The 11,966-nt window shown below is 75.1% G+C and carries 9 protein-coding genes; 3 read left to right on the top strand and 6 right to left on the bottom strand.

Annotated features, from left to right (window positions below; all coding sequences use genetic code 11):
- Positions 1–8 precede the first annotated feature (8 nt).
- Positions 9–1,073 carry a glycosyltransferase family 2 protein gene (locus tag R3E88_16440; GenBank protein ID MEZ4218076.1) on the bottom strand — a complete coding sequence of 355 codons (1,065 nt, stop codon included), beginning with the start codon at positions 1,071–1,073 and terminating at the stop codon, positions 9–11.
- A 21-nt stretch (positions 1,074–1,094) separates the two neighbouring features.
- Positions 1,095–2,003, bottom strand: a complete 909-nt coding sequence (locus tag R3E88_16435) for an NAD-dependent epimerase/dehydratase family protein (protein MEZ4218075.1) — start codon at positions 2,001–2,003, stop codon at positions 1,095–1,097.
- Between the two features lie 211 nt (positions 2,004–2,214).
- Between R3E88_16435 and R3E88_16430 the strand changes: the two genes are divergently transcribed.
- Positions 2,215–3,636 (top strand): sulfatase, encoded by a 1,422-nt coding sequence (locus R3E88_16430; protein ID MEZ4218074.1) that lies wholly within the window; start codon positions 2,215–2,217, stop codon positions 3,634–3,636.
- A 36-nt stretch (positions 3,637–3,672) separates the two neighbouring features.
- Here the strand turns inward: R3E88_16430 and R3E88_16425 are convergent, their stop codons facing one another.
- Together R3E88_16425 and R3E88_16420 are read right to left on the bottom strand one after the other, a co-directional pair.
- Entirely contained in the window at positions 3,673–4,821 is a 1,149-nt protein-coding gene (locus R3E88_16425; protein ID MEZ4218073.1) for an NAD-dependent epimerase/dehydratase family protein, read from the bottom strand.
- 121 nt (positions 4,822–4,942) lie between these two features.
- Positions 4,943–6,373 (bottom strand): sulfatase, encoded by a 1,431-nt coding sequence (locus R3E88_16420; protein ID MEZ4218072.1) that lies wholly within the window; start codon positions 6,371–6,373, stop codon positions 4,943–4,945.
- A 122-nt stretch (positions 6,374–6,495) separates the two neighbouring features.
- On the opposite strand from R3E88_16420, the gene R3E88_16415 reads away from it, so the two are divergent.
- A complete protein-coding gene (locus R3E88_16415; GenBank protein MEZ4218071.1) occupies positions 6,496–7,293 on the top strand; it encodes a glycosyltransferase family 2 protein in 798 nt (265 codons plus the stop codon).
- Positions 7,294–7,321: 28 nt separating this feature from the next.
- Here the strand turns inward: R3E88_16415 and R3E88_16410 are convergent, their stop codons facing one another.
- On the bottom strand, positions 7,322–8,314 hold the full coding sequence (locus R3E88_16410) for a phosphotriesterase-related protein (protein ID MEZ4218070.1): 993 nt from the start codon (positions 8,312–8,314) through the stop codon (positions 7,322–7,324).
- 62 nt (positions 8,315–8,376) lie between these two features.
- Here R3E88_16410 and R3E88_16405 point away from each other — a divergent pair, with 62 nt between their 5' ends.
- A complete protein-coding gene (locus R3E88_16405; protein MEZ4218069.1) occupies positions 8,377–10,086 on the top strand; it encodes a tetratricopeptide repeat protein in 1,710 nt (569 codons plus the stop codon).
- Here R3E88_16405 and R3E88_16400 read toward each other — a convergent pair.
- The gene (locus R3E88_16400; protein MEZ4218068.1) at positions 10,083–11,942 is read right to left on the bottom strand and encodes a fused MFS/spermidine synthase; all 1,860 of its coding nucleotides are present in this window, start codon (positions 11,940–11,942) and stop codon (positions 10,083–10,085) included. The two genes, R3E88_16405 and R3E88_16400, sit on opposite strands and share 4 nt — an antisense overlap.
- Positions 11,943–11,966 lie beyond the last annotated feature (24 nt).

The raw sequence follows: 11,966 nt of genomic DNA, 5'->3' as shown, positions 1-11,966 counted from the left end.
CGCCCCGCCTAACGAAGCCAGGAGCGGATCATCGCGGACGCGAACTTCGCGCCGTAGCGCAGCGCCGTGGGCTTGCGCGTCTCCCCGCCCGCGCGCGCGAGGATCGTCACCGGCACCTCGTGCAGGCGCAGCCCCTGCCGCTGCGCCTCGACGAGCAGCTCGGCCGCGCCGAAGCGCTCCTCGACGAGCTGCATGCGCGAGAGCCCGTCGACGGCGATCGCGCGCATGCCGACCGACGTGTCGGTGACGCGCCTCCGCAGCAGCACGCTCGCGAGCAGCGCGAACACCGTGACGCCGAGCTTGCGCACCGCGCTCTCGGCCTCGTGGTCGCCGAGCACGCGCGAGCCGTTCACGAGGTCGTACTCGCCGCGCACGACGGGGAGCACGAGCCGGTCGAGCTCGGAGGGCACCATCTGGCCGTCGGCGTCGATCGTCGCGACGACGCGCGCGCCGCGCCGCTTCGCGAGCGCGTAGCCGGTGACGAGCGCGGCCGTCTGTCCGCGGTTGATGGGCAGCACGACGGGCACGCCGAACGAGCGCGCCACGGCCTCCGTCGCGTCCGTGGCGCCGTCGACCACGACGACCGTCTCGACGCGCAGCTCGCCGATGCGCGCGGGCACCTGGCGGAGCACGTCGGCGAGCGTCGCTTCCTCGTTGTAGGCCGGCACCACGACGAGCACGTCGGGCGCCGGCGCGTCGCCGCGCTCGAGCTCGAAGCGCGCGAGCGCGAGCTCGCGCACGAGGCTCGTGAGCTGCCGCTTCGATTGCTCGACGTCTCCCGACAGGTGCGCCTGGTAGAAGAGCAGGAACAGCACGGCCGCGACGAGCAGGCCGACGATCCGCGGGTAGCCCTCGCCGGTGTCGAGCGCGAAGGGCGCGAGCGCGAGCGAGACGAGCCCCGGGAGGATCGCCGCGACGACGAGCGCGCAGGAGATCGCGCCCCACAGCAGCACCTGCCCGCGCGACCACGTGCGATGGCGCACCTGCCGCGCGACGACGAGCAGGAAGGCGAGCCCCACCGCGAGGATCGCGACGCGCAGCGTGCTGATCTCGAGACCCACGAGCTCGAGCATCCGGCTCTCCCGTTCCCCGCGCTAGGCGCCGAGCCGCTCGCGATAATACGCGACGGTGCGCGCGATCCCTTCCTCGAAGGCGACCCGCGGACGCCAGCCGAGCTGCTCCTCCGCGAGCCGCACGTCGCTCACGCTGGCGCGCACGTCGCCCATGCGCGGCGGCGCGCTCTCGACGGCGAGCCGCTCGCCGGTCGCCTTCTCGATCGCCGCGACGAGCTCGCGCACGGTGGTCTCGACGCCGGTGCCGACCTGCAGGACGGGGCCGCACGGCGCGGCGGCCGCCGCGAGGATGCAGCGCGCGATGTCCTCGACGTAGATGAAGTCGCGCGTCTGGTCGCCGTCGCCGAACACGACGACGGGCTCGCGCGCGAGCGCCTTGCGCACGAACAGGTGCACGGCGCTCTGCTTGTGGTCGGAGTGCGGGCCGTAGCAGTTCGAGAAGCGAAGGCTCACCGCGTCGAGCCCGTGCGACAGCGACACGGCCGAGCAGAAGGCCTCGGCCGCGGTCTTCGTCGCACCGTAGACCGACGCGGGCTGCGGCAGGACGCGCTCGTGGACGGGACCGGCGACGTTGCCGGCGGCCGCGTTCGAGGATGCGCACACGAAGCGCGGCACGCCCGCGTCGGCCGCGGCGAGCAGCGCGCGGAGCGTGTCGCCGACGTTGGCGTCGAGCGCGGCGAGCGGCTCGCGGTTCGCGAAGTCGACCGACGGCTTCGCGGCGAGATGGACGACGGCGTCGACGCCGGCGAGCAGGTCGCGCCGCTGCGGGAGGTCGGCGACGGCGACGCGGTGGCGCTCGACGCCCTCGGGCAGGAAGTCGACGCCGCCGCTCGCGTCGTCGACGACCACCGGAACGACGCCCTCGGCGAGCGCGAGCCGGCAGAGGTTCGAGCCGATGAAGCCCGCGCCGCCCGTGACCAGGATCCGCATCGTCGAAGGGCTCCACGCTCGCGCCGCCGCGCGCTCGCACCGGGCCGCCGCGCGGCGGCGCCGTCGATCGCCGGGAGGGCGGCGCGCGAGCGTCCCGAATCCGCGTGCGCTCCGAACCGCGTCGCGCGCGCGCGGCGCGCGCCCGCAGCGCGTGCGCAACACGGCGGGAACACGGCCGGAACGCGGCGCGCGCGAGCTACGCTCCCGCGCCATGTCCGCCGCCCCCGCCCGCTCCGTCCGGCGCGCGCGCCGGCGCGCCGCCCGCCGCGCCGGTCTGCGGCGCCGCGCCGTCGCGCTCCGGGTCGTCGCCGCGCTCGTCGCGCTCGTCGCGCTCGCGGCCGCCGGCGCCGCGCGCGCCGCCGCGCCGCCGAACCTCGTGCTCGTCACGATCGACACGCTGCGCGCCGACCACCTCGGTTGTTATGGCTATGCGAGGCCGACGTCGCCGGCGCTCGACGCCTTCGCCCGCGACGCGCTGCTGTTCGAGAACGCCTACGCGCCGATGCCGACGACGCTGCCGTCGCACGTCTCGCTGCTGACGTCGAGCCTGCCCGCGCGCCACGGCGTGCTGTCGAACTTCCGCTACCTGCACATCCCGTTCGTGCCGGGCGAGCCGGGCGGGCTGCGCAGCGTCGCGCAGACGCTCTCCGACGCCGGCTACGCGACGGCCGCGTTCACGAGCGCGTCGCCGCTCTCGCGCGGCACGGGCGTCGACGCGGGCTTCGCCGCGTTCGACGCGCCGCCGCCCTTCGACGAGAACGACGAGAGCGTGCGGCGGACGGCCGGCGAGACCGTCGACCGCGCGCTCGCGTGGCTCGCCGCACGCGGCGACGGCGCCCCCCCGTTCTTCCTCTGGGTGCACGTCTTCGACCCGCACCTGCCCTACGAGCCGCCCGCGCCGTGGGACCGCGCCTTCACGACCGACGCGGCGCTGCTCGAGACGCTCGCGGCGCGCGGCATCCCGGACGTGCTCCACCGTCACGTCGCGGGCCTCGCGAACGCCTACGACGGCGAGATCCGCTACGCGGACGAGCAGGTCGGGCGCCTGCTCGACGCGCTGCGCGAGCGCGGGCTCTACGACGACGCGGTCGTCGCGATCGCGGGCGACCACGGCGAGGGGCTGATGGCGCACGGCGAGCCCGGCCACGAGCTCGTGTGGCGCGGCACGGTGCGCGTCCCGCTCGTGCTCCGCTGGCCGGGCGGGCCGCGCGGCGCGCGCGCGGCGCAGGTCGCGTCGCTCGTCGACGTCCTGCCGACGCTGCGCGCGCACACCGCGCTGCCGCTCGCCGGAGCCGCGTTCGACGGCGGCGACCTGCTCGCCGACGCGGAGCGCGAGGCGCTCTCGCAGGAGCCGGTGCGCGACGGCGCGCCGCGCCAGCGCACCTTCGCGCTCAGCGCGGGACGCTGGCGCTACTGGTACCTGAGCGACGGGCCGGCACGCCTGTACGACGTCGAGGCGGACGCGGCCGAGCTGCGCGACGTGATCGGCGAGCACCCCGACGTCGCCGAGCGGATGCGGGCGCGCGTCGAGGCGCTGCTCGAGGATGCGCGCGCCCGGCCGGGTGCGACGGTCACGAACGAGATCGACGCGGACCTGCGGAAGCGCCTCGAGCAGCTCGGCTACGTGGAGTAGCCGACCGCTATCTCCACTTCGTGGACCGCTCTCCCGCTACCTCCACTTCGTGGAGGGCAGGATCGCGCTCTCGATGATGCGATCCTTGTGCTGCTCGATGATGCGGAAGATCGACTTCACGAGCTCGTCGCTGAGCCGGTTCGGCTCGAGCCCGAGCGCGAGCAGCTTCTCGGCCTTCGGGTTGTAGTAGTGCTCCTCGGCCTCGACGCGCGGGTCGGGAATCGACTGGATCTCGACGTGCCCGCCGTACTCCGCGAGCGCCGCCTGCACGGTGTGCGCGAGGTCGGCCACCGTGAAGGTCTCGGTGAACTGGTTGTAGACGCGCATCTCGCCGCGCGCCGCCGGGTTCTCGCACGCGAGCTCGACGCAGCGGAGCGTGTCGCGGATGTTGAGGAAGCCGCGCGTCTGCCCGCCCTTGCCGTAGACCGTGAGCGGGTGGCCGATCACGGCCTGCAGGCAGAAGCGGTTCAGCACGGTGCCGAACAGCTCGTCGTAGTCGAAGCGCGTCATCAGGTCCGGGTGGACCTTCGTCTGGTCCGTCTCGATCCCGTACACGACGCCCTGGTTCAGGTCGGTCGCGCGGAAGCCCCAGATGCGGCACGCGAAGTGGATGTTGTGCGAGTCGTGCACCTTCGAGAGGTGGTAGAACGAGCCCGGGAGCTTCGGGAAGGGCAGCGTGTCCTTCCGCCCGTTGTGCTCGATCTCGATGTAGCCCTCCTCGATGTCGATGTTGGGCGTGCCGTACTCGCCCATCGTCCCGAGCTTCACGAGGTGGCAGTCGGGCGCGTGCTCCTTCATCGCCCACAGGATGTTGAGGTTGCCCTCGACGTTGTTGCGCTGGGAGAAGACGGCGTGCTCGCGGTCGATCATCGAGTACGGCGCGCTCGGCTGCTCGCCGTAGTGGATGATCGCCTCGGGGCGCGTCTGCTCGACGACGTGCGTGGCGAAGGCCGGGTCGCAGAGGTCGCCGACGAAGGCGCGCACCTCGCGGCCGCTCTCGCGGCGCCAGGCCTCCACGCGCTGCTGCAGGCTCTTGATGGGCGTGAGCGAGTTCGTGCCGCGCTCGAGGTGCATGCGCCGGCGCAGCATGTTGTCGGCGACGGCGACGTCGTGGCCCCGGGCCGAGAGGTACATCGCGGTCGGCCAGCCGAGGTAGCCGTCTCCGCCCAGGATCAGGATTCGCATCGACACTCTCCGAGCAGCTCGCTTCGCGGCCCGCGATGGCGCGGGGCATCCGCCCGTATATCACGGGGCCGCGGTCCGGGTGCGACCCGCGCCCCGGGGTCGGGACGGCGGCGGCTTCCAGTCACTCCGCGTAGCCGAGCGCGCGCAGCTTCTCGAGCTCCTCGCCCTCGACGCCGGGAGCGACCCGCGGCGCGGAGGGCCTGCGCCCGGCCGCGAGCTCCGCGGGAATCCCGCCGGGATCCGGATCGCGCCGGATCATCTCGAGGAGAGTGGCCTGGAGTCGCGGCGCGGTGACGGCCGGCTGCCACGTCGTCTCGCCCGGATCCGCCTCGAGATCGAAGAGACCGATCCCCTGCACCTCGCCCGCGGGGGAGACCGCCGCCACGACCTTCCGCCCGCCCTGCACGATCGCCCGCACCTGACGCTGGCCGTCCGAGGCCTCTACCAGGATGGGGCGGCCGGGCGGGAGCGCGTCCGGACGCCGCAGGTCGGCGCCGCGCAGCGCGGGCGGCAGCTCGGCACCCGCCGCGCGCAGCAGCGTCGCGGCGACGTCGATGCCCGACGACGGCGCGCGCGTGCGCCCGGGAACGACGCCCGCACCGCGCACGAGCAGCGGCACGCGCACCACCTCGTCGTACACGTGGTAGCCGTGCGTGAACCAGTTCTCGTGCTCCATCATGCTCTCGCCGTGGTCGGCGGTGAAGACGACGAGCGCGTCGTCGAGCCCGAGCGCGGCGTCGAGGCCGTCGAGCAGCCGCCCGACCTCGCGGTCCGCGTAGGTGATCTCCTCGTCGTAGCGGTCGACGTAGACGAGCCCGTCGCGCACGTCGGGAAGGCGCATGTACGGGTTCACGCGCCGCGGGTTGATCTCGACCGGCGCGTCGTGCGCATAACGTCGCGGCCAGTCGTCGGGCGGCGCGTACGGCCCGTGCGGGTCGATGTAGTGCACCCAGAGGAAGAGCGGCCGCGCCGGGTCCGCGCGCGCCCCCACCCAGGCGAGCACCGCGTCGGTCGTGCGCGCGGCGTTGCGCTCGAACACCTTGCGAACCGGCTCGAGCTCGTCGACGAAGTCGTCGTAGTGGTCGAAGCGATCGGCCATGCCGATCGCTTCCCGCGCGAGCACGGCGTTCGAGACGAAGCCCGCGCTCTCGTAGGCCGCCGGGAGGAGGTCGGGCACGAGCCGCGTCGCGTCGGGGAGGAGCTGGTGCAGGAGGCGCACGCCGTGGTCCTGCGGGAGCAGCCCCGACAGGAAGCTCACGACCGACGGCGACGTCGCGGCCTCGGCCGAGTACGCGCGCTCGTACACGGCCGACGCCTCCGGCGGGAACCACCGCTCGAGCGACGGCGTGGTCGGGCGCGCATAGCCGTACACGCTCAGGTGGTCGGGCCGGAGCGTGTCGATGGTGACGAGCACGAGGTCGGGCGGGCGCGCCTCGCCCGCCGGCGTGCAGCCGGCGAGCCATGCGCAGCCGAGCGCGAGCAGCGCGGCGCGCGCGAAGTGTCGGCCGCGGCGGCGATCGGGCGGAGCGGAAGGCGCGGGAGGGACGGACACCGCGCGGCAGCATAGCGCCGCGCCCGCCCCGGCCCGCCGCGCGCTCCGCGCGCTCGGCGCGCGCGCGCACGTCCGCGCGATCCGCTGGCCGGCGCGCGGGCGATCGAGGAGAATGCGCGCCGATGGGCGCGCCGGCCACATCCCTCTCCGTGGTCGTGCCCGCGTTCGACGAAGCCACGTGCATCGAGTCGACGCTGCGCGCGCTCGCCCGCCACCTCGGAGCGCACCACCCCGCGAGCGAGATCGTCGTCGTCGACGACGGGAGCCGCGACGACACGGCGGCGCGCGCGCGCGCCGCCGCCGCCGCCCTGCCCGTCCCCGTGCGCGTGCTCGCCTACGCCGGGAATCGCGGCAAGGGCCACGCGCTCAAGGTCGGCTTCGCGGCGGCGCGCGGCGCGCGCGTGCTGTTCACCGACGCCGACCTCTCGACGCCGCTCGACGCGATGGACGCCCTGCTCGCGCGGCTCGACGACGGCGCCGACGTCGCGATCGGCTCGCGCAAGCGCGAAGGCGCGCACGTCGAGGTGCACCAGCCGTGGTGGCGCGAGTCGATGGGGCGCGTCTTCACCGCGCTCGTCCGCCTGCTGGTCGCGCCGGTGAGCGATGCGACGTGCGGCTTCAAGGCCTTCCGCGGCGACGCCGGCCGCGCGCTCTTCGCCGCGCTCCGCATCGACGACTGGAGCTTCGACGCCGAGCTGCTGTTCCTCGCCGCGCGCCGCGGCCTGCGCGTCGACGAGGTGCCGGTGACGTGGCGCGACCAGCCGGGCACGAAGGTGCGCGTCGTGCGCGACGCCGCGATGTCGCTGCTCGGACTGGCGCGCATCCGCTGGAACGCGCTCCGCAGCCGCTACGACGCGCCCGCACCGAGCGATGCGCGCATCGAAGCGTTCGAGAACGACGCCGCGCGCGCGGCGCGCTAGGCGGGCCGCGCGCGCCCGGGCGCCGCGCTCAGGACAGCGCCGCGAGCTTGGCCCCCGAGAAGTAGGCGCGCGGGTTGTCGACGAGCAGCCGCTCGATCTGCGCGTCCGTGGCGCCGCCCTCGCGCAGCTTCGGCGCGATGCGCCGCGTGAAGTGGAGCGGGTGCCAGACCTGCTCCATCGCGGCCTGGATCGACGGGTCCGGCACCGGCGCGCCGCGCCAGCACCAGACCGTGTCGTGCGAGACGACGATGCGGTCGCCCGCGCCGCGCTCGAGCAGACGCAGGAGCGACGCCACCCGCTCGGCGTCGGGATGGATCATGTCGAGGCCGAAGCGATCGAACCCGAGGTAGGAGCCCGCGCGCGCGATGCGCCAGTGGTAGTCGTGGTCCGACGTTCCGCACGAGTGCCCGACGACGATGCGCTCGGGCGCGACGCCGTGCCCGGTCAGGATGCGCTGCTGCTCGTCGCCCATCGTGCCCTGGTCGGTGTGCGTCGTGATCGGCGTGCCGGTCGCGACGGACGCGCGCGCCGCGGCCTCGAGCACCTGCTTCTCGTAGTCCGTGATGCGACCGACGCCCGTCGCCACCTTGATGATCCCGGGCTTGATGCCGGTCGACCCGATGCCGTCCTCGATCTCGCGGATGAAGAGCTCGGCCATCGCGTCGACCGCGGGGCCGAAGTTGTTGCGGAAGTGCCAGTAGGCGACGCCGCCCTCCTCCTGCTTGTAGAGGCCGGTCGCGCACACGATCTGGAAGCCCGCGCGCTGCGCGGCCTCCGCCATGAGCTCGACGTCGCGACCGAGGTCGTTCGGGCACGGGTCGATCATCGTCGCGAGCCCCGCGTCCTTCATCTCCTGCAGGCGATCGACGCACTTCGCGAGCATCTCGGCGCGCGAGGGCCCGGGGCGGATCGTGTCGGCCTCCCAGCCCGGGTAGCCGATCGCGAGGTGCTCGTGCATGAGCGTGCGCCCGAGCGCGTCGGCCGCGATCGGCCCCGTCACCGTCTGGATCGTCGTCGTCATCGCCGCTCCTCCCGACGCGCGCGCGTCCCGCGCGCGGCGCGGCGACACTATCATCGGCGGCGATGGACGCGAAGGTGGTGCGAGCGCTCGGCGCGGCGGCGATCGCCGCGGCCGCGCTGTGGCTGCACTGGCCGCCGCCGGGCGCCGAGTTCAACCTCGACGACCGCGGCTTCGTCGCGAACAACGAGAGCATCCGCACCCCGGCGGCCGCCGCGGCCGCGCTGCTGCGCTCGTTCCCGCCGGCCGAGAACGCGCGCGGCCTCTACCGCCCCGTCGCCAACCTCTCGCACGCGCTCGAGTGGCCCTTCTTCGGCGACGACGCGCGCGGCTACCACGCGGTGAACGCCGCGCTGTACGCGCTCGCGGTCGCGCTCCTGTTCGCCTGGATCGCGGGCTACGCCGCGAGCGCGCCCGCCGCGCTCGCGGCCACCGCGCTCTTCGCCTTCCACCCCGTGCACACCGAGGCGGTCGACTCGGTGGCCGGGCGCAGCGAGCTGCTCGCGCTCGTGTTCGTCCTCGGCGCGCTGCTCGCCTTCCGCCGCGCGCTCTTCGCGCCGGGCGACGCGCTGCCGCGCGAGCGCCTCGACGGGCGCTTCGCACTCCTCGCCACCGCGCTCGTCGTGCTCGCCGCGGGCGCGAAGGAGACGGGCATCCTCGCGGTCGCGCTGCTCGCGCTCGAGCTCGCGATCGCGCGGCGCGTCGCGCCCGCGCGCGTCCCGATCGGGCGCGCGGCGCTCGACCTCCTGCCCTTCGCACTCGTCGCCCTCGCGTGGGCGACCCTCCGCTACGCGGTGCTCGGCCGCTTCTCGCCCGAGAACGACGGGAAGTTCTTCGCGTTCGCGTCGCCGCTCGAGCGCGCGTACACGATGGCGTCGGTCTACCTCGAGTACCTGCGCCTGCTCGTCTGGCCGCGCGTCCTCCAGCCCGACCTCTACTACGTGAACGCCGTCGGCGTCGCGCGCGCGCTCGGGCCGCGCGTCGTCGCGGGCGGCGCCGCGATCGCCGCGACGATCGCGGGCGTCGCGCTCGCGTGGCGCGCGTTCGCGCGCGAGGCGCCGCCCCGCGCGCACGGACCGCGCGCCGCGGTCGCGCTCGGGACGACCGCGGCCGTCGTGCTCGCGCTCCCCGTGTCGCACGTCGTCGACGTCGCGGTGCTGATGGGCGAGCGCTTCCTGCTCGCGCCGTCGGCCGGGCTCGCGCTCGCGGCGGCCCCCGCGATCGACGCGCTGCTCCGGCGCGCCCGCGCGCCCGTCGCGCGCGCGGTGCTGCTCGCGGCGATCGCGGGGCTCTGCGTCGCGGGCGCCGTCCGCAGCGCCGCGCGCGCCGCCGAGTGGCGCAGCGAGTCGCGCCTGTGGGAGTCGCTCGTCGCGGCCGCGCCGGGCGACGCGCGCGCGTGGTCGTCGCTCGGCGGCGTCGCCCTCGGACGCGGCGACCTCGCGCGCGCGCGCGAGGCCCTCGAGCGCGCCGCCGCGCTCGACGCCGACGACTACGGCACGCGCGTCAACCTCGCGAACCTGCTCGCCGCCGAGGGACGCCGCGCCGAGGCGCTCGCCGCCTTCGAGGCGATGGCCGCGACCGGCCGCGTCGACCAGCACGTCTGGCTCGGCATCGCGCGCCTTCGCGCGGGCGCGGGCGACCTCGACGGCGCACGCGCCGCGGCGCTCCGCGCGCTCGAGCTCCACCCGAACTTCGCGGAGACGCACCGCCTGCTCGATCGCCTCGAGGCCCGCCGCGCGCGCCCCCCGGCTGGCGGGACGCCCGGCCCCGACTAACGAGCCGCGGCCGGCGGCTCGACGGCCACGCGGCGGTGCGCGCGGCGCGCGAGCGCGTCGTCCGGTGCGATCGCGATCGCCTCCTCGAGCAACGCGACGGCCGCCGGGCGGTCGGCGCGCAGCAGCTCGACGTAGGCGCGCCGCACGAGCTCCTGCGCGCGCACCCCCTCCGCCGTCGCCGGCACGAGGTCGCGCGGCGCGCGCGGGCGCGCGTCCGCGGCCGCGTCGAGCAGCCACGCGAGGTTCGAGGCCGCGGCGTAGCCGAGCGCGCCCTGCTGCCGGCGATCCGCGCGGTAGCTCGCGAACTCGACGATCGCGTGGTCCCAGGTGTTGAGCGGGCCGTCGCCGACGGCGCGCACGAGCGCCTCGCGGTCGGCCAGCCACTCGAGACGCACGTCGGTCGGGTCCGCGAGGCCGAGCGCGGCGAGGTCGCGGCCCATGCGCGCGCGCGCCTGCGCCGCGGGCATCCGCTCGCGCCCCGCGAGCGGCCGACGGCTGCCGACGAAGATCGCGGACGTCGGCGGGTCGTAGAAGACGTCGAGGTGCGGGAAGACGGTCGCCTGCGTGCGGACGATCGCGCGCAGCTCGTCGACGCCATTGCCGATCGGCACCCACTGCACGAAGAGGCCGTCGTCGGTGAGGCGGTCGAGCGCGAGCGCGTAGAGCTCGCGGCTCATCATCTTCGCGGTGCCCGAGAAGTCGTCGTTCTGCTTGCCGTCGGCGACGATCAGGTCGTAGCGCGCCGGCGTGCGCAGCAGCCAGTGGATGGCGTCCTCGACCGCGACGTGCACGCGCGGGTCCGCGAGCACGCGCGACTCCTCGAAGAACGCGCTCCCGCGCACGACCGCCGCGCTGATCTCGACGCACTCGATGCGCTCGAGGTCGGGGTGGCGCGAGAGCGCGTCGAGCGTCGACGCCGAGCCGAGCCCGATCTGCAGCGCGGTCCGGATGCGCGGCTCGAGCCACATCGGCAGGTGCGCGATCAGCACCTGCTTGCTGTAGATCGGATAGCTCCAGCCCGCGGAGGCGCCGATGGTGACGCCGTCGATGCTCATGCCGCGCAGGCGCGGATTCTCGACGGACTCGCTGACGCGGACGGTCGCGAGGTCGCCCTCCTCGGTGAAGAGCACGCGCGTCGGCAGCCCGCCGAGCGCGGACTGGCGGTACGGGAGCGCGCTCGGCACGAGCGCGGCGAAGCAGACGCCGGCGATCGCGAGCGGCGCGACCCAGCGCAGCCGCTCGCCGCGCGAGCCCGGCGCGGCGTGCGCGACGACGAGCCCGATCGCCAGGTTCACGCACGCGATCGCGCGCGAGCTCGCCATGCTGCCGAGCGTCGGGAGCAGCACGGTCGCCGCGACGATCGAGCCCGCGATGCTGCCCGCGTTCGCGAGCAGCACCGCGAGGCCGACGCGCTCGTCGACGCGCGCGAGCCCGCCGCTCCCGACGAACATGCGACTCGCGAGCGGGAACGAGAGCCCCATGAGCAGGGTCGCCGGGAGCATCAGCGCGAGCGCCGCACCGCCGTGCAGCGCGAGCCGCGCGGGCCACGCGAGCTCGCGCACCCAGCGCTGCTCGAACGTGATGGCGAGGCCGACCCCGTCGTCGATCACGAGCGCGGCGCCGAGCATCGCGAGCGAGGCCGTCGTCGCGACGAGCAGCTGCACGAGCGCGAGCACCTGCTCGGGCGCCGCGCGGCGCAGGGCCGGCCGCAGGCCGAGCGCCCCCGTGCCGAGCCCGAGCAGGAACGTGACGAGCACGATCGTGAAGGCGTAGGTGCTGTTGCCGCCGATCGAGCGGAAGACGCGGAACCACACGATCTCGTAGGCGAGCGTCGCGAAGCCCGACGCGAACAGCACCGCGCCGCACGCGAGCGGCGAGAG

It is taken from the genome of Myxococcota bacterium, from assembly GCA_041389495.1.
In the GTDB taxonomy this organism is placed as follows: Bacteria; Myxococcota_A; UBA9160; order UBA9160; family UBA4427; genus JAWKRT01.
The sequence above is the reverse complement of the archived record's forward strand: the minus strand, read 5'-3'. Positions and strand labels throughout refer to the sequence as shown.

Bases quoted from the DNA above. Each gene is read 5' to 3' on its own strand.
- R3E88_16435 (MEZ4218075.1), bottom strand. From the start codon at position 2,003: ATGCGGATCCTGGTCACGGGCGGCGCGGGCTTCATCGGCTCGAACCTC.
- R3E88_16430 (MEZ4218074.1), top strand. From the start codon at position 2,215: ATGTCCGCCGCCCCCGCCCGCTCCGTCCGGCGCGCGCGCCGGCGCGCC.
- R3E88_16425 (MEZ4218073.1), bottom strand. From the start codon at position 4,821: ATGCGAATCCTGATCCTGGGCGGAGACGGCTACCTCGGCTGGCCGACC.
- R3E88_16415 (MEZ4218071.1), top strand. From the start codon at position 6,496: ATGGGCGCGCCGGCCACATCCCTCTCCGTGGTCGTGCCCGCGTTCGAC.
- R3E88_16440 (MEZ4218076.1), bottom strand. From the start codon at position 1,073: ATGCTCGAGCTCGTGGGTCTCGAGATCAGCACGCTGCGCGTCGCGATC.
- R3E88_16410 (MEZ4218070.1), bottom strand. From the start codon at position 8,314: ATGACGACGACGATCCAGACGGTGACGGGGCCGATCGCGGCCGACGCG.
- R3E88_16405 (MEZ4218069.1), top strand. From the start codon at position 8,377: ATGGACGCGAAGGTGGTGCGAGCGCTCGGCGCGGCGGCGATCGCCGCG.